15 protein-coding genes are annotated in these 16,764 nt (G+C 53.8%); 4 read left to right on the top strand and 11 right to left on the bottom strand.

What is annotated here, in order from left to right; genetic code table 11:
• Positions 1 to 119 precede the first annotated feature (119 nt).
• The 11 genes from ACQ4N7_RS28730 to ACQ4N7_RS28680 form a co-directional block, all read right to left on the bottom strand.
• Complete coding sequence (locus ACQ4N7_RS28730; protein ID WP_430714859.1) at positions 120 to 278, bottom strand: hypothetical protein; 159 nt, start codon at positions 276 to 278, stop codon at positions 120 to 122.
• Complete coding sequence (locus tag ACQ4N7_RS28725) at positions 278 to 796, bottom strand: hypothetical protein (protein ID WP_146152381.1); 519 nt, start codon at positions 794 to 796, stop codon at positions 278 to 280. Before ACQ4N7_RS28725 ends, ACQ4N7_RS28730 begins: the two co-directional genes overlap by 1 nt.
• 11 nt (positions 797 to 807) lie before the next feature.
• Positions 808 to 2,523: a M23 family metallopeptidase gene (locus ACQ4N7_RS28720; RefSeq protein ID WP_430714858.1), complete on the bottom strand. Its 1,716-nt coding sequence runs from the start codon at positions 2,521 to 2,523 to the stop codon at positions 808 to 810.
• A gap of 22 nt (positions 2,524 to 2,545) precedes the next feature.
• Positions 2,546 to 3,274, bottom strand: a complete 729-nt coding sequence (locus tag ACQ4N7_RS28715; protein WP_430714857.1) for a hypothetical protein — start codon at positions 3,272 to 3,274, stop codon at positions 2,546 to 2,548.
• Positions 3,271 to 4,752, bottom strand: coding sequence for a TrbI/VirB10 family protein (locus tag ACQ4N7_RS28710; protein WP_106866649.1), 1,482 nt, complete (start codon positions 4,750 to 4,752; stop codon positions 3,271 to 3,273). The genes ACQ4N7_RS28715 and ACQ4N7_RS28710 overlap by 4 nt, the downstream gene beginning before the upstream one ends.
• Entirely contained in the window at positions 4,749 to 5,486 is a 738-nt protein-coding gene (locus ACQ4N7_RS28705; RefSeq protein ID WP_106866650.1) for a hypothetical protein, read from the bottom strand. The genes ACQ4N7_RS28710 and ACQ4N7_RS28705 overlap by 4 nt, the downstream gene beginning before the upstream one ends.
• Positions 5,487 to 5,509: 23 nt before the next feature.
• A complete protein-coding gene (locus ACQ4N7_RS28700) occupies positions 5,510 to 6,610 on the bottom strand; it encodes a hypothetical protein (protein WP_106866651.1) in 1,101 nt (366 codons plus the stop codon).
• A 40-nt stretch (positions 6,611 to 6,650) separates the two neighbouring features.
• Positions 6,651 to 7,373 (bottom strand): hypothetical protein, encoded by a 723-nt coding sequence (locus ACQ4N7_RS28695; RefSeq protein WP_106866652.1) that lies wholly within the window; start codon positions 7,371 to 7,373, stop codon positions 6,651 to 6,653.
• Complete coding sequence (locus ACQ4N7_RS28690; protein ID WP_275335527.1) at positions 7,370 to 10,183, bottom strand: hypothetical protein; 2,814 nt, start codon at positions 10,181 to 10,183, stop codon at positions 7,370 to 7,372. The genes ACQ4N7_RS28695 and ACQ4N7_RS28690 overlap by 4 nt, the downstream gene beginning before the upstream one ends.
• Positions 10,113 to 10,466 (bottom strand): hypothetical protein, encoded by a 354-nt coding sequence (locus ACQ4N7_RS28685; RefSeq protein ID WP_106866667.1) that lies wholly within the window; start codon positions 10,464 to 10,466, stop codon positions 10,113 to 10,115. The genes ACQ4N7_RS28690 and ACQ4N7_RS28685 overlap by 71 nt, the downstream gene beginning before the upstream one ends.
• A 70-nt stretch (positions 10,467 to 10,536) precedes the next feature.
• Positions 10,537 to 10,842, bottom strand: a complete 306-nt coding sequence (locus ACQ4N7_RS28680; protein ID WP_275335529.1) for a hypothetical protein — start codon at positions 10,840 to 10,842, stop codon at positions 10,537 to 10,539.
• Between the two features lie 907 nt (positions 10,843 to 11,749).
• Here ACQ4N7_RS28680 and ACQ4N7_RS28675 point away from each other — a divergent pair.
• The 4 genes from ACQ4N7_RS28675 to ACQ4N7_RS28660 all read left to right on the top strand — a co-directional run bounded on the left by ACQ4N7_RS28675 (position 11,750) and on the right by ACQ4N7_RS28660 (position 16,708).
• Positions 11,750 to 12,526, top strand: a complete 777-nt coding sequence (locus ACQ4N7_RS28675) for a ParA family protein (protein WP_106866653.1) — start codon at positions 11,750 to 11,752, stop codon at positions 12,524 to 12,526.
• Positions 12,519 to 12,962: a hypothetical protein gene (locus tag ACQ4N7_RS28670; protein ID WP_106866654.1), complete on the top strand. Its 444-nt coding sequence runs from the start codon at positions 12,519 to 12,521 to the stop codon at positions 12,960 to 12,962. The genes ACQ4N7_RS28675 and ACQ4N7_RS28670 overlap by 8 nt, the downstream gene beginning before the upstream one ends.
• Before the next feature lie 445 nt (positions 12,963 to 13,407).
• Positions 13,408 to 13,854 carry a hypothetical protein gene (locus tag ACQ4N7_RS28665; RefSeq protein ID WP_106866655.1) on the top strand — a complete coding sequence of 149 codons (447 nt, stop codon included), beginning with the start codon at positions 13,408 to 13,410 and terminating at the stop codon, positions 13,852 to 13,854.
• Between the two features lie 106 nt (positions 13,855 to 13,960).
• Positions 13,961 to 16,708, top strand: coding sequence for a CHAT domain-containing protein (locus ACQ4N7_RS28660; RefSeq protein WP_430714856.1), 2,748 nt, complete (start codon positions 13,961 to 13,963; stop codon positions 16,706 to 16,708).
• Positions 16,709 to 16,764: the final 56 nt, after the last annotated feature.

Raw genomic sequence — 16,764 nt, 5'->3', positions numbered from 1 at the left:
AGGCGACGATCCCCAAAAGCACTGCCCTCCAACGTTTCAGCGTGAATCATAATAGGATTCTTCACGGCGATTGCCCCATGATTACTGCCGCATCCTACTACAACATGACTTATGTGTACTTAGTAGCTCATCAGGGAGAAGGCGGCAATCAGTACCACACAGCCAAGCAGGGTGAGCCCCTGGCGGGACTGGAGTGAGGTCACCAGCTGAGAGATGGATTGAGTAGAGGTGGAGTCCATCTGTCCCAGCGTCGAGGATTGTTCGGTGGTGTAACGCATCAGCGCAGCACCTCATAGCTATTGGGCGGCAGCTCAATGCCCAGTTGCTCTAGCGCCCAGAGGTATTCCTCAGGAAACTGACTGCGGGTACCGTCGGGGGCTGCCGTCAGATATTCGGTTAGCTGCTGTTGATAAGCGTCGCGCCCTCCTTGTTCTTGCAGCACTTGGGTGTAACGCTGGAGGGCTAACTCGCGGGCCAAGTTCAGGGGGATGTAGTGACTGAGCACCGGGTCATCCTCCGGCAGCAGAGAGCGGCAGGCGGCTTGAGCCTCCAGGTAAATCAGCACTTCTTGGTAGGTCTCGCCTTCACCGGCCCCGATTAGGAGGTAGCTGCCAGTGGTTGTCTCCACCAAGCCCCAGAGTTTTGTGGCTTGGGTCCGGGGGGGCAGGCAGTCGTAGACCGCCTCTGGAATGGGGTCTGACGCCCGAGCTAGATTGAGGCCCACAACCGAGATTAGACCGACGAGCAGGAGACAGAGTCCCGCTAAACCAGCAAATACAGTACGGTTAAGTCTCATCGCTACACTCCTTAACTGAGATAGTTCATGGGGTTCTGGGGCTGGCCGTTCTGGCGCACCTCAAAATGCAAATGCGGCCCCGTTGACCAACCGCTACTGTTGGCGCGACCGACTGGATCTCCCTGGGCGATGATGTCGCCCGCCTGCACAAAAAAGCCTTGTAGATGGGCGTAGTAGCTCTCTAAGCCATTGCCGTGGTTAACGATGACGAGTCTGCCGTAGCCGCTAGTGAGAGAGCCGCTGATGCCCGCGAAGGTGACCTGCCCGCCGTCAGCCGCTCGAATGAGGGTGCCGGTAGGGGTACCAAAATCGGTACCACTGTGAAGACGGCGATCGCCGTGAATTGGGTGAGTGCGATAGCCAAAACTGCTGGTGATGCCATAGCCCGGTGCCGGGTGAATGAATCGTCCAGTGGCAGTTCCGGGAGATCCTGAAGCTCTGGTCGCTGGGGCAGCGGCTGGGGTGGGTTTGGGTTCGCCGGTCTGTGGGTCAATTCCTTTCGCCGTAGCGGCGTCGGCTGAATCGGTAGTGGAAAGACCTTCCTTGATTTGCCCCAAGAAGACCATGCCTTCTTCCTGCACCGGCAGCCAGGGAATGGGGCCGATGAAGTAGGGAGTGCAGCCCAAGTCCACAAACAGGTTGCGGACACACATGCGGAAATACAGCCCGGTTTCAGCCGTGCCGGAGGCCTCATCGGTGTCGAGCACCGCCACCTTGAACGCATTGCCGAAGGGATGGCGACCAGTAGGCTCAACCCCGCCATTGGCAGCGGCTAGTGCCCCCCGCCCGCCGCGCACCTGTTGGTACTTGCCCGAGACCCACTGGGTGCCTTCCACCAGGGTGGGTTGGCCGATTTCGAGGTGGGCGCAGTCAGCGTCACAGGGCATGTTGAACCCCTCCACATAACTGCCGCTGATGGTGTTGGTGCGATTGCCCTCTGCTGGGCCAAACACCACATCCACCTGGCCCACCACCACGCCCTGTTCCACAATGGGGTTGGGAAAGCTGGTGAAGGGGACATCGGCGAGGCCGGGCACCTGGTCGATAACGGACTGTTGCCAATCGCGAAAGCTTTCTAGTGGGGCCTCCATCAACCCCGGAATATCGGCCAGTCCGTACTGCTCCAGGTTGAGGTCTCCCAAACTGAGCGATGCCAAGGCTTCATCTTGGAGCACCTCGGCGATCGCAGTTTGTGGATCAACTTCTCCCTTGAGGAGGTCGGCGATCGGGGCCACCGACTCTACCGGGCGGTTGGCTAAATCCGGCACAGCCTGCACCAAGTCCCCCAGGGTTTGCCAGGCCACCAGGGCAAAATCCGCCAGCCGCAGGGCAGGCCAATCCAGCCCTACCAGAGCCGCAATCTCGTACAGCGAGAACTGCTGGAGCTGAAAGCTTTCCTGGAAATCCCCTAACTGCATGTACTGGTCTGCGGTTTGACCGGCCTGCCAGACCCGCGACGGGTCGTAGCCCAGCAGACGGATTAGATCAGCTGGAGCCTCAAACGAGCCAGACTCCAGCACCGCAGGCAGGGTGCGCAGGGTGATCTGCACCCAGTCGGGCTTGGTGCCTAAAATCTGATCCTGAATCACAGGCACTGGCGACCCCGGCTGGAGGCTGGAGTGGGCTGGTTGCACCCGCCAGCTATGAAGCGCGATCGCCAAAATGAGAACAAAAATCCCGATCACAGGCCGCCATGGCCGCCTGCGCTTGAAAAAATATAGGGTCATGGCTTTAACCTGAGTGGAGAAACTAGAGCGCAGTAGAGTTCAAAGGCGGATCGTCACGGGCATTGGCCCCCCACTGCGCCAGACGGGTGATCACCTCAGGTGAAACCCCTGCTTGCTCGGCGGCGGCAGGCACAGCGAGGCCACCCTGGGTTAGCCTCAGAAAGGTTTGTAGCCGGTTCCACAAATCCTGGTTTTGAGCGATCAGTCCTCTGGATTCAGCTACCTGAAGCCCTCGGCGCACATCCCCTGGCCCCAGCAACGGATGAATGGGGGAGGTGGGGTTAACCACAACGGTGTGGTAGTCGGGCTCGCCCGTACCAAACGCGATGCGAAATTCGTAGAGGCGGCGATCTCCCCCAGATGTCTCGGTAATCACCGTCAGCAGTGTGCCGCTGGCCCTGGGCAGATTCTCGAAGGACAGCCCTTGAACCCGTCTCAGATGAACCACAGAAGGCCGACCCGAGACACAGCCTGAGTCCGCAGCGGTGGGGCAGAGCGGCTCATCAAAGTCCAGAGCCACTCGGGACGGATCATCGATCCACACCCGCACAATGCTTTCATTCGTTGGGATAAAGCTCAGGTTGGTGCCATAGCTAGGCCACAGGTGAATGACGGGGGCCTGACTGCCGGTTAGCCCTTGAGCATGGCTGGCGGCAATGGCATAGGCTGATTGGGCTTGGGCGGGTTGACGGGGAATCACCACTAGAGAAAGCGCCCCAACCAGAATCCAGGGAGTCCAAGATGTTTTCATAGCGCCACCGTTTGATTCACGTACACGTCAACTTCAGTGCCGGTTGGCAAATACCAGACGACGGGGCGATTCAAGATTTCGTCCAGGGCCGCCTGATTTCGTGCTTCCATCTGCCCCGATAGCTGCTCAAAGGCACCTTCAAGAATCCCGGCTAGAAGGTTGGGCTCCCCGGTGTCCTGGGTGATCGCGCTGCTTCCAACAGAGGTAATGACCGAGGCTGTTTTGGGTCGATTCACCAATCCTGCCGCCCGAGATAACCCGGCCATGGCCGCCATCGTGGCATCCATGCGAGCGATATCCATCCCTGGGTCGTCGTACTTTTGAGCGATCAGGGGGGTGCCCGCTACCCCTCGCAGTTGAACTGACCCAGCTGACAGCGGGATCTCTTGTCCTGCCTGAATGAACGAAACTACCGCCAGCTGCACCAGGCCGCTGTCCGCCACCGATGTCACCTGTACCACCAGCGGTATTTCTGCTGGTAAGCCGATCTCTCCAATGGCGCTCAGCAGAGGTTCGGTCAGCTGCACCACGAACTGGGGGCTGTCTGTCTCTGCCGCCCCTGCTGACCAGATCAAAGGTGTTTGCAACACAGCGGAGGCTTGGGTGCCGGTCAGCAACAGGGGCGATGTCGATAGTGATGTCACCGGCTGACCTTGGAGAATGGCCGCTTCTTCGGCATGGTTGATGTTAGAACGTGATGTTGGTGTATTGGCCTGAACTACAGGGGCCGGATCAGGAACCACAGCATTTGTGGGCACCGGAGCAGGTCGTTGGTCGCCTAACCGCGGACTCTGTCCGTAGCTTCCCAAATGGGACAGCGCTAGCCACCGTTCCGTTGGATCGACGACGGGTTGAGCCATCGGTTGGGAAACGACGGGACGGGCTGAAACCGCAGGGGAGACGGGGGCTGGCCGAGGTGGTAACGGTGCCGGGGTGGGTCGCGCCGCAACAGACTGGGATGGTCGTGCCGGGGGTGGAGGAGCCGGAGAAAATTCAGGGGTTTCTCTAACCGTTGGCGCTTCCGGCTGAGCCGTAGGCTCTTCATTAGCCAGAGCTTCCAGTTCGGCCTGCTGACGCCCCATCGCTAAATCGGTCAGCAGCTGGCCCCGGTCATCGGTAGCACTCACCTCCTCTCCCTCAACCATGGGCTCTGGGAAATCGGCTTGCACCTCTTCAGCCGGTGGAGAGTCGTTCTTCATCACCCCGCTGGTGAAGACGGCTAAAACCCCGATCACTAGACCCGTTCCAGCGGCGACAACGCCCAGCTTGGTGAAGGGGTTAGCCGCCAGGGATAGCTTGGGCTTGCGATCACTTAAGGCCTGCCCATCAATATCCTCAGCATCCAGCAGGGGTTCCGCCTTCGATGTGGTGTGTGAAGGGGCAACATCTTGTCCAGGATCAGATGCCGGTTCTGATAAGTGAAGCCCGACCAGGTCGGCCATCTCTTGGTCATCCCACAGATTGTTGGGTGTCGTCATTTCAAGTCCTCCCGTTCAAGTTCACGGATGGCATAGATTTGCAAGCCGGTTTGGCGAATGCTGTAGATGGCCTGCTCTAAGGGGGTGTCGCCATCGGGCACAGCTGGGGCAGTGACGGCCTCGACAAACACCTCCCGGTTAAAGGGGATCGCCTGGCCCAGGGCATTGGCGTCGTTAAAGACATAGAGATGAGCCACCACCGCCACCTTCCAGCGGCCCTCCCCAACCACCTCGGGACTGCCGACGTGGTTGATCACCATCACCACCTGACTGGTGCCGGTGAAGACGCCCGGTGGCGTCAGTTCGGCCACCCGCTTCAGAAAGTCCTGGCGGAAGTCTTCGGAAAAGGCAAAGCTGGCCTGCCAACTGGCGGTGGCAATATTGCGTTTGCCCCGTTCCACCTCAATCGGTAGGCCAGGGTCGGATCTGGGCTGACTGGCCTCTTCCGCCGTGGTCGCAGGCAGGCTGCCGCTCCAGTTGAACATCAGCACCAGGGTGTCGTTGACGAAGCGCCGGATTGTTTCTGGGGTGCGCTCCCGAGAACCCATGGTGCCGACTCGAATCGCCTGCCCGTCCTGCATTTGCACCAGCGTGGGGGCATCCTGACGGCTGATTCGACTCAAGGCACCGGCCTGAAGAAACAAGACCACCAGCATCACCAGTTGCAACCCCACGCTGCCCAAGACAAACAAGGGCAGGTAGTTTGTATTGCGTTTCTCAATCAACTGCACCATGGGATATGTCCTTGTGAGTGAGGTCAGCGACGCACGCGGTAGGCCCGCCGCCGGGCCGAGTAGCCAGGGGCACGAGCGATGCCACCCATGGCACCCGTCCCGGCGATCACCCCAGCGGTACTGGTCAGGGCTCCAAAGACCGTCATGCCACCGCCCGAGGCCAGGGCCAGAGAGAGAATGGGAGCCAGCAAGCCCAGGAAGAAGGGGGCAATCAGGGGATGGGAATCCCCGGCATTCAGCACCGCCAGGGAGACCAGGCCCGAGAGGATGTTGAAGCTGAGTTTGGCGATCGCCAAGGAAAAGAACCCCGTCAGCCAGGCGAATAGCGGTTTGGCCCCCACCGGCAGTAACGATCCACCCACGGCGAGTGGCCCCAGGGTGGCGGTCAACAACAGCGAGGCTTCAATCAGCCACTGGAAGGCAATATGCAGCGCCATCAACAGACCTCGGGTCACGGTCTGAAAGCCCGAACCCATCAGCGCCCCTCCGAACCTAAGTCCCGAATCGAGGGGATTATCCCCGGCCTGGGCCGCCTCCAAAGCACGGGACAGGGCGTTAGGATTGCCGGTTCCGGCACGATAGTCTTCGATAAACTCGCGGGCTTCAATCGCCGCCAATTCAATGCAATTCGCCCGCTCCTCAGGGTTTTGCAGCTCATAGCACTGGTTGCGGCGCTGGATAATGGTCTGCTCCACCGAGCCTTCTAAGACCGCCGCCTGATAGGCCTCTTGCAGCCGAATATCCGCAGCCGTGTAAGACAAGACGTCCTGGTTGACCTGGTTGATGTAGTTGCGGATGTCCAGGGTGATGGCCGCCAGGCGATCGCCGTTGTTAGAGAGCAGCACAATCACCAGCAGCGGCCAGATGAAATCAGCGTAGGCGCGGCTGCTTTCCCCTTCCACCATCTGCCGCGTCCACTGGGTCATGAACAAGAGCAAAGTCGCGACAGCGAATAAAACCCCAACCCGAGCCAGGGCAAAGTAAAGGCCTCCTTGAAGCACGCTCTCCCAGAGCTGATTCCAGCTTTCGGCCACGGCTTCCGACGCGACAGCGCCGCCCTCAATGATGTCGGCGGTATCGCGGGGTAACTGAGCAATGGGTGAGACGGGCCAATCCAGCAGCATGGGTGTTCACATCCAAGTTGACGTCATGACGAACAGACGTCTAGAACAAACGGGCCTGGGCGCTAATTTGCAGGGTGTCGAGGGCATTGCCCAATTCTTGGAGGCGACGGGCACGGGCCTCTTGATCTAGGTTCTGCGACATGTTGGTCAGGTTGAGGTTAGTCAACTGAGCATCCTGGCGAGATTGCAGCAGTTCTGACTGCACCGCCCCGAGAATTTCTGACTGACGTGCATTTTGCTGCGCCATCTGTTTGATCGCCGCCTGGGTAGACACAGCGGTCTGGGCCGAGTCGGCGTGCTGCTGCACCTGGCCGATGGTGTCTTCAATCCAGGTGATTTTGTCGCGGGTGGCGGCTTGCCCGGTTTGGCCCAGCACCGCATCGACTTGGGCGCGGGTGAGTTGTCGGTCAACCTCGTTGGCAGTTTCAAGTCCTGCGTAGATGCGGTCGGATTGGGCTAAATCGCCCGCCAGGATGGTTGTTAGCTCTTCTGCAATGGCTGAACGTACCCGATTGGGGTCAACCAGGCCCAGATCGCCCAAGGCGTTTTGGATCACGGCCTCTAGATCGCCGGGCAGTGGGGTGAGCAGGCCAGAGAGGGTTTGCTCGATGTAGGTTTTGCTGGTCTCAAAGGCCTGTCGGAAAATGCTGAATATGTCGGTGAAGGTGGTATCGACTTGCGAGGCAGCGGCAGGTCTTACAGGTGCCACCAGCAGGGTAGTGGCCAAGATGGGAACGAAGGCAACGCGAAGGCGTGGGTTCATGAGTGACCTCCAGTGGGTAGGGAGTTGAAAGAAGACAAGGGAACTTCAGGGTGAGGATTGCGCTCGGCAAACCAGCGCTCGGTGATCACCGAAAGGGGTTCACCCGACTGAATCGAGAGCACTAGCAGCCGGGCAAATTCCGCCAGACCGGTGAAGGTATCGGGGGCATGGCGCAGCACCAAGTCTCGGGTCGTCTGCTCGTCGGGGTTATTGGCCACCGCAGCAAGCTGGGCGAAGGCGGGATAGTAGCGGCAGTAGGTGTAGAGGCCGTTGTTGTCTAGCAGCCACTGGCTGTAGATACCTTCCCGTTTAGGAAAGAAGCTCTCGCTGGCATTGCGGCTGATGACGGTCTTGGGATATTTGAGAATGCGCTCAAAGCTATCCACCGCCATGGGCTGAATGCGACCAATCAGGCGAGTGGTTAGGTTTTGGAAGATCTTGGCGCTGGCGGGCGATTTATGGACGGTATCGGGATCTTGAGCGGAGATAATTACCCGAATCCCGGCTTTGGCTCCGTTGGCGCAGAGTCGGCCAATCAGGGCTCCGATTTCGTCAAACTCAAACAGGATGGGGGCCTCATCGATGAAGAAGATAGACGCTGGGGCTTCTAGGGCACGCCGCAGAGCAGCGGCATAGGCGGAAAGGGCCAGCACAGCGGCATCTTCTTCGTTGGATAGATTCCGCAGAGCAAAGACCAGCAGTTGGGCATCGGTGGGGAAGCTGGAGGGAGCCGAGATCGCCCGCCCCACCCGGCTGGAGAGCCAAAACCTAAGCCGTAGATCGATCATGTCCAAAGCCTTCGCGATATTGCCGCCCACCTGGTTCAGATCCAGTTGTTCAGGCGTGCAGAAGTCGAGGAAGTCAGCTAGGGTGGGCATCTGTGCCCAGGCTGCTGAGCCTAAGCGCCCCTCCATCGCCTCCAGGTAGCGTCGCTGAATGGGGGCATCGGCAAAGAAGGCATTGAGGGCCAGTACCAGAATCGAGCGAATGGTCTGGGTCATCACCGAGCTATTGGCCCCTGAGCCCACAATCATGGTCAGCAAGGCCGACTCCAGGAACGACTGAAAGTCGTCGAGGCGTTCTTTGCGCTCGTCACCCGGCAGGTGACGCAGGTCGGGCAGCTCGAACAGGTTGTTGGATTCGCGGGAGATGTCGAAGTAGGCCCCACCTACCAGCTGCGTGTAGTCGGTGAAGGTCGAAGAGCCATCGGGTTTGGGGAAATCGAGCGCCACCACGGGGAATCGGTGGGCCAACGCCTGGGTGAGGATGCCGGAAACCAGAACTGATTTTCCAGCTCGGGTGGTGGCAAACAGGCCCAGGTTCTGGTGCTGGTTGAACAGATCCAGGTGGATGGGTTGCCCGCCTTCCTCAGCGATTAGCTCAAAGCCACTCCTATCGCAGGGCTGGGTCACCACCAGCGGCATCAGCCCCGGTGCTTCGCCGGTCAGGTAAAGCTGCCGCCGCCCGAAGGGTGTCGCCATCAGCGCTTCCCAGACAATGGGTAACGTCTGAAGCCACACTTTCCAGGCGTAGTCTTGCTCGCGCTCGACCCAGGCCGGGCGGCGAAAGCAGCTTTGGATATAGCGGCAAGCTTCGTCCAGCTGCTCCAGATCCGGTCGATGCACCAGAAACACAACGGCAGTGTGGATCGGCAGAGCCCCCTCAAACAGCTCTTCCTGGGCCTCAATCGAGCGCTTCATCTTCAGCTCAGCGGCCACATCCACCGAATGGCTGTCTTCAGCTAACGTCGCCGTCAGGTTTGACTGCTTCAGCATCCGCTGGACGGTGGTTTTTACCAGGGTTTCGTTGGCCCGAGTCAGCTGGCAGAAGATTTCGGTATCAGCGACCGTCTCGCGGGAGAGGATCTCCCACAGGTAGCGAAGCTGGGCCGACTCACTAGCCCAGCCTCCCGGTTTTTCGAGGAACGTTAGCGGGGCCGTATACTGTCCTTTGACCTTGACCCAGGTTTTCCCGGCAGTGGGTACCCCCGCCCGCGTCAGCAGCGTGGTGCTATGGATGTCCGAGTTGACTTGCTCGTGCAGGCCATCAGAATCGAGGATGATCAGTTGGGGAATGTCGATGGGGTCACTGGCATTGAAGCGGTTCCACAGCAGGCTCCACAGATCCCCTTCACCCAGGGGTTTGACCGAAAGCCCCATCTTGGTCGAAAGCACTTGCTCCCAGAGCAGAAAGCCGTCGGTAAAGGCCTTGGTGATCACCGTTTGCAGGCGCTGGTTTTTGGTCTGGCGCAGTTCACCCGTGAACGACTTCCACAGGGTTTCGCCTCTGCTAATCACCTTCTCAATGATGTCTTGGGCTCCTTCAGCGCCCGTTTGGACGGTGTAGGTGACATACAGCCGCAGAAACTTGGGTTTGCGCAAGCCCTGCTGAGTGAGTTGCTGGACTCGGGCGCGTTCAGCGGTGAGCAAGAACTTGAGAGCTGGGTTAGGGGCAATCTGGGTGAGTTGGGCTAGAGCATGTTGTCGCTTGCAATCCGCCGAAAACGACCCCAGGTGAATCGTCAACCGCTCACCGTTGGGTAAATCCTTCAGCCCCGATTCCAGCTGGTCAAAGACGATCTCCACCTGTTCATCGGTCAACGTGTTGTGGATGCCCCGGCAGTCGAAGCCAAACACAAAGCAGAGGTGCTCGCGGTTCTTGCCCTTGGTCAAGACGTAGGCTCCAACCTGTCGCCCCCGCAGCTCAATTCGCACCATGGCGGCGAGATTGAGCGCATCTTCAAAGGGCGTCAACGTGCTGACGAACTGGCTGCCGAGCTTGAGTTGGTGTTTGCCGATGGTCTGTTTCATCGTGAGTAAACCTTAGATATCGGGCATAGCCGCGACTCCAGGTGGGAGTCGGCACAAATTTTGCGGTGAACTTCCAGCTCTGCCCCCCGGTGAGAATCCACCAGGTAGACATGCCCCAGGCGGCGATGAATCCAATCGAAATCCAGCTGAGGCTGAACCCGCGACCCATCAGGTAGGACACCCCCGTGATGCAGAACCAGGGAATGATCTGGTCTGCCGGAATGGGGCCTAACCGGGGTTGCGCCCCCAGGATGGTGTTAACGGGACGAAATTTAGATGCCATAAGCAGCCCAGCAATGCTGAAAGAACGGTGTAGAGCTGCACCCTCGATCTGAATGGCCACATAGCGACAACTAGCCGGTAATCAGTGTCGTCAGCACATCGCCAGCGGTGACGGCAATGATGATAATTAGCGGTGTGCGTGCAATAGTTTGCCAGTCCTCGTCATTGCGGGCACTATTGATCACCCGCACGAGAGAGATGCCGACGTAGAGCAAAAACAGGCCCCGCAGCACGTTAAACACTAGGGGGATGGCATCGCCCGCAGCGGTGCCGAAGTTGGTGGTCATCCAGGTTTCAGCCCCACCAAAGAACTGGGCCTGGGCGGGATAGGCCAGCAGGGTAATCAGCCAGAGCAGCCCTAGACCCAGGAGCCGCACAGCCTTTCGATTGAAACCCTGCGCTTTAGAAACCCGCCTGGATAAGGTACGAGAGGGTCTTATGTCCTGCCTCCAGCTCAGGCCAGTGATACCTGCCACGGCCAGCACTGTCAGCAAGGCAGGGCCATGGATGAGGACATCTAGAGCAAGGCCCAGGAACGCTACGGCGAGTAGCGGCAGGTCTGGAAGAGGATTCATCCGGCACACCAGACGTTCCATCAAAGGAAAAATGTAGAGAGTTTTCATGGCTCAAATGAATTGAGTCTGACTGATGATTAAAGTCTCCTGAAATCAGTCAGATGACATGACTCGCGTGCTCACCAATGAGTGAAGTAGTTCACTCAAATTGCGTAAAGTTTTGATCAATATAGCAATATTTCTCAGTGGTGGGGAAATGAGAAACTAAATCGTGGATTCAGGCTTAGATAGCTCGAATCCATGCCTAAAGCCTATACAAGACAGCCAATATCGTGCCTGATCCTGTAATCTTGCGTGATGTTAATCAAGCTATTGACCGGTCTATGTAGATCTTCAAAGTAGGAATACTTTTTATACTGAGGTTATACATAGCCCCTATCATTTGAAAGTTTTACCGCCAACTATCAACGCGATTAGCGACACGCAATAACTCTATGGTTGCAGTCGAAATTGATCTATAAAAAATTGCCAAAAGCGACGTAAGTTTATCTTCTTCGGTTCCCTTGCACCGCAGATATTTTCAGCCCAATAGTCAGGCTTCAACTAACAAAATGACACAACAACTGATTTACAGACACAAAGGTAAGCATATTGACGTCAATACGTCTTGATGTCTCTAAATTCACCATCTTAAAGGCGGCAGGGGCTTGAGTAAGGCGAGCCTTGTAGAGGTGATCAGGAGCTGGGCGTTAAGGAGTGAAACACAGCTATGAAGACGGTAAGTTGTTTGTCGCTCTCTGGGGGGCAAGGGAAAACGTCGGTCTCGCTGCTGTTGGGGCGGCTCCTGGCGCACCGGGGCCAGAAGGTGCTGATGGTGGATGCCGATCCGCAGGCAAATTTGACCTTTTATTTGGGCCATGACGTTCAAGCGAGTGAGCCCACCCTGCTAGAGGTGCTGAAGGGCCAGGTGGAAACAGCAGATGGCATCTATCCGCTGGCGACAGCGAATCTGTTTTTGATTCCAGCCGATGAGGGGCTGCACAAAGCCCAAGAATACTTGGCCACCATCGGGATGGGAGCCTTGGCTTTGCACCATGCCCTGGAGGCCGTGGAGGAGTTGTTTGACGTTTGCATTATCGACTCGCCGCCCCAGCGCACCCAGATTTGTTTGTCGGTGATGGGGGCCTCGGACTGGGTGCTGATTCCCGCAGAAGCATCGACTAAGGGCGTGAATTCACTACTGCGCAGCCTAGAACTGCTGGAGGAAATGGGGCGAATACGGGCGTTTACAGGGCAGGTGTTAGGGGTCTTGCCCTTTCGAGATAAGTGGTTTGGTCGGTCTCAGGCAACCGATAGTCGGGAGGCTATAACCGCCATGCAGCAGGTGGCAGGCTCAATCCCAGTGCTGCCGTCAATTGTGGAGAGTGAGCGCTACAAGCAGGCGATTCGGCAGGGACAGCGGCTCTCAAAGATTGGCTATGGGGAGCTGGAATATCCGCTTTACAGGGTGATTGAGGCGTTAGAGCAGGGGCAAGGGAATGGCTGAGGATGCGCTGGAACGGTTGATGCAGCGGCAGCGCCCGAGTGTGCCGCCCCGTGCCGATGGGTTGGGGGCAGAGTTACCTGTGAAGTCTCCTCAACAGGTGGCGGTGGGGGACAATGGGTCGGGATATAGTGACTTTAGCAAGTCTACGGGTGTTGACGTCAGTATGTCTGTTAGTCAAGATGATGAGGCGGAGTTACCGCAGCTAGTGCGGACGACGACGCGGTTAGAGGAAGAGATTGATAAGGCCCTGCGCCACCTCTGTATGGATGAGAAGATCACCAAGGAGGTGTGGTTTGAGGCGGCGTACCTTTACCTGGCGGAGCACCCCAAGGCGATGCAGGCGGTGAATGGTATGGCGAAGGAGCGCTACCAGCGGCGGAAGCGGGCAGCAGATTTGAGGAAGCTAGAGACGATGCAGAAGCGGTTGAGGGGTTAGACGATTATGTCGGAGTTTGCTAAGTAAACGAATTGGAGCTAACCAAGCATGATGATTTTAGAGTTCGGGATTTTGATTACCCCTGAGCAGGGGGAGGTATTTAGCCTGCTCAGGCGCGACAGTCAGAGACCAACTCCTTAAAGCCATCGGTAGTTTAATGAATTCGTAGAATAGGAAAAGTAGAGCATGCCCATCCTTGAGTAGATTTGCTAGTGTTGGGTGTAATCTGACAGGCTTTGCCTATTCTTCGTGTTGCTAGAGGCATTGAAGTTGCCAAAGTGCCATTGCGTATAGGATTTCCCAGTTTGCTTTAACCGATATTCCCTGTCTAGGAGGCAAGATTCGAAGCAACTGGAAAGTTAAACAGCGGCATTAAGATCTTGGGTAAAGATAGGCATTTACCCACTACTACTATGGAACAGCATTTTTTGTTCGAGGAATAACTATGACTACAAAGCTAACATCTGACGAAATCCAGCAAACGCAAACTCTTATTAGTGATTCTGGCAACCCCGAGACTGACAGCATATATAGTGCGCTTGAAACTTTGAAAAAGCATGACGGAGATCTTGTGGCAAGTTTTCAGGAATTGTGGGAAGAAGAAGTTGGAAATTTAGGTTCATACAATTTTGAAAACAAGAAACTTTGGTCAGCAACGCTCAAAGTCTTACGAAACGAGATTTGTGGCGACGAAGGTTTCCGCTCAAAGATTCTAGATTACAACAAGAATCCGGGAAGTTCCTCAATACTAACAGGCTCAATTGTATACTTAGTCGGATTGACAACTTTGCCGATAAACCCTGCGATAGCAACCATAATTGTCCTCTACATCCTTAAAGTGGGAATGAATATATTTTGCGAATATACTGAAGAAGCCACTAAAAACGAGTAACATCAATCCCTTGAAAATCACCCCCTAATATTTACACTGGCTTTTCATAAGCAGTTGCCTTACCTTCCTAGCTTTGGCTAGCGAACCATCTTCTGGGTTTTGGCCTGTGATTAAGGAGTCAAGATCACTGTTGTTAGTTCGCGAAGATTTTGTACTTAATTTATTTAGGATTTGTGATTACAACATGGTAAAAAATCGACTTTTAGTAAATCACAGTAAAAATACTATCCAGCTTTTTTGGCAGAGAGATCAGTCAGTTCCTCGATCAGCTCCAGCTGTTGATTTCCACCATCCCTTCAGTGAAGAAGATTTAGCAGAATTACGTTGGTACTTAGAAGATTATCTCGGATTCCCATATGGACTAGAACCAGAGAAAGCAAAACAAACGGAGAAGAAAATTAAAGAATGGGGAAAAGAATTATTTAAAGTTGTTTTTCCTCGTTCTAGTAAGGCTTGGGACTTCTTTCAAGAAGCCACACGAGAAGGATTAGATAAGTGTGAATTATGCATTTCTTCTGATGATCCATCGGTGTTAAATCTTCCTTGGGAATTGATTTACGATACTGATCATCAGTTCCTATCTCCTGCTTTAGCAGGGATGTATCGTAGCTTAAACTCTTATGCTGTGCGAGCTGAAATAACAGATTTACCTGAAAATGAATTGAACATTTTGCTGGTCATAGCTCGTCCGTATGGGGAAAAAGATATTTCGCTAAAAACTATTGCACAACCTATCTTAGAGTCGCTACAACCGATCCAGAATAAGGTTAATCTCAAAGTACTTCGCCCCCCTAATTTTGAGCAGTTTGAACGTGAATTGAATGAGAATAAAGGCTTTTATCATATTGTTCACTTTGATGGACATGGAAGTTTCGACCCAAACAGTCAAGGTCTACAACATTCTTTAGGAGGTGATGGGCAAGGGGTGTTGATTTTTGAAAACTTGAATGGAACACCACAGATCATAACAGCAAGCCAAATTGCTCAAAGTCTTGTAAATTGTCGAGTTCCAATTTTTATGCTGAATGCTTGTAAATCTGCACAAGAAGGAGAAGAAAGTTTTTCGTCGGTAGCTACTCGATTAATTGGCCTAGGTGCGAAAGGCGTAGTTGCAATGGCTTACTCTGTATATGCTGAAGCCGCAAAGTATTTTATTGGCCGTGTCTACGAGCAATTAGTGATGGGTAGCAACTTGTCAGAGGCTGTAGCGTCCGGCAGAAGGGAATTAATAAATAAGAGGCAACGTCCTAGCCCAAAAGGCTACCTACCTTTACAAGATTGGATGATACCAGTTCTATATCAGCAAGAAAATTATTCGCCATTAGCTCAAGATACCAACGATAAATTAGACTTAGAAATATTTCTTGAAGAACCTCCGCCGGAAAGTTTAATTGGGGAATCGAAGGAAGGATCCTTCGGCTTTGTTGGACGCGATTACGACATTTTACAATTAGAACGTTCGCTACGACAAAATCCTATTGTCCTACTACAAGGGTTAGCTGGGGTTGGGAAAACTCAACTAGCTATTGGATTTTCCAAATGGCTTATTCAAACACGAGGACGCTCTCTCTGTTTCTTTAATTCGTTTGAATACGGCACGAATTTTGTAAGTGTAATTTATCAAGTTGGGCGAGCTATTTGGGGTGATCAGTTTTCCCAATATGAATGGGAAAAGCAAAAAGTAGCAGTGCTTAATTATTTAAAGTCTCAACCTTGCCTTTTGATCTTTGATAATTTTGAGTCATTGAAAGATTCTTCTTCGTCTGGAAAATTTTTGCTGACAGAATCAGAGTGTGAGGATTTCAAGAATCTCTTGCATGATTTGCAAGGTGGAAAAACCTGGATATTGATCACGAGCCGTAAGGAAGAAACTTGGCTAGAATGCAATTACACCCTTCAAAAGTTATCTGGCTTGCATCCCAAGGATGCAGAAAATCTTGCTAGCAAGATTTTCAAAAATGCTGGAATTGATAGAGCTAAATTATCTCCGAAATATTTAGAGCTACTTGAAACTCTAAGCGGCAATCCTTTAGCATTGCGAGTTATTTTGCCATACTTAAAGAGATTTACTCCTGAAGAAATATTAGAATCAATAAAGTTTGGACTCGAATCCTTTCAGGAAAGTTCTGAGACAGGAAAGAAAAATTCTCTTACGGTATCTTTAGATTACTCTTTCAGTAAGCTATCAGAAAAAACACAGCTCCACTTACCTTTTCTTGCGTTATTTACAGCAAGATTCAATATCAGCTTTCTTTGCAACTTCTCGCATGGGTTTGATGGAGGGGATCACCTCAAATCAAGTGAGGATTACAGAGAATTTTTCGGAGAGAAGATTACAAAAACTGATTGGTTAGCCATCCTTTCTGAAGCCAATCAATCTGGTATTCTTTCAGAACTACAACACGGACTTTATGAGTTACACCCAGTTTTGCCTTGGTATCTCCACCAAAAATTGTTGCAAAATCATACACCTGATGAAATTGGAAAAATAGAAAACAAGATTCTTATTTTTTATATGTTCCATGGAATAGCATTTACTCCAGAATATAATGGAAGTTCTACTGAAGAGGCATATAGCGCTCTACTATTTGAAGAGCCAAACATGTTGAGATATATGAGTTTTGCCGAACAAAATAAAGATTGGGATTCATTATGGACTGTATTTACTGGTCTAGGAAGTTTGTACAATCGCTTAGGCTTATGGGATAAGTTCCTGTTATTAGGGCAGCAACTTTTGAAGAAGCTTGGTAATGAATTTTCAAGTATTCTATCAAGCGATGAAAAGCAGGGCTATTTCATTCTAAAAACGGTCTTGAGTGTATCTAGGCCGAATTTACAGAATCGTTCAGCCTGAGCCATATTGGAGAAGGCGTTGGAGCGGTAGAGATTGAGCGCGAAGTTACGAGCGAC

Source organism: Nodosilinea sp. AN01ver1 (assembly GCF_050565655.1).
In the GTDB taxonomy this organism is placed as follows: domain Bacteria; phylum Cyanobacteriota; class Cyanobacteriia; order Phormidesmidales; family Phormidesmidaceae; genus Nodosilinea.
This window is presented reverse-complemented; position numbering and strand designations above follow the sequence as displayed.

Bases quoted from the DNA above. Each gene is read 5' to 3' on its own strand.
- ACQ4N7_RS28710 (WP_106866649.1), bottom strand. From the start codon at position 4,752: ATGACGACACCCAACAATCTGTGGGATGACCAAGAGATGGCCGACCTG.
- ACQ4N7_RS28700 (WP_106866651.1), bottom strand. From the start codon at position 6,610: ATGCTGCTGGATTGGCCCGTCTCACCCATTGCTCAGTTACCCCGCGAT.
- ACQ4N7_RS28670 (WP_106866654.1), top strand. From the start codon at position 12,519: ATGGCTGAGGATGCGCTGGAACGGTTGATGCAGCGGCAGCGCCCGAGT.
- ACQ4N7_RS28705 (WP_106866650.1), bottom strand. From the start codon at position 5,486: ATGGTGCAGTTGATTGAGAAACGCAATACAAACTACCTGCCCTTGTTT.
- ACQ4N7_RS28665 (WP_106866655.1), top strand. From the start codon at position 13,408: ATGACTACAAAGCTAACATCTGACGAAATCCAGCAAACGCAAACTCTT.
- ACQ4N7_RS28675 (WP_106866653.1), top strand. From the start codon at position 11,750: ATGAAGACGGTAAGTTGTTTGTCGCTCTCTGGGGGGCAAGGGAAAACG.
- ACQ4N7_RS28725 (WP_146152381.1), bottom strand. From the start codon at position 796: ATGAGACTTAACCGTACTGTATTTGCTGGTTTAGCGGGACTCTGTCTC.
- ACQ4N7_RS28695 (WP_106866652.1), bottom strand. From the start codon at position 7,373: ATGAACCCACGCCTTCGCGTTGCCTTCGTTCCCATCTTGGCCACTACC.
- ACQ4N7_RS28685 (WP_106866667.1), bottom strand. From the start codon at position 10,466: ATGGCATCTAAATTTCGTCCCGTTAACACCATCCTGGGGGCGCAACCC.
- ACQ4N7_RS28730 (WP_430714859.1), bottom strand. From the start codon at position 278: ATGCGTTACACCACCGAACAATCCTCGACGCTGGGACAGATGGACTCC.
- ACQ4N7_RS28720 (WP_430714858.1), bottom strand. From the start codon at position 2,523: ATGACCCTATATTTTTTCAAGCGCAGGCGGCCATGGCGGCCTGTGATC.
- ACQ4N7_RS28690 (WP_275335527.1), bottom strand. From the start codon at position 10,183: ATGAAACAGACCATCGGCAAACACCAACTCAAGCTCGGCAGCCAGTTC.
- ACQ4N7_RS28715 (WP_430714857.1), bottom strand. From the start codon at position 3,274: ATGAAAACATCTTGGACTCCCTGGATTCTGGTTGGGGCGCTTTCTCTA.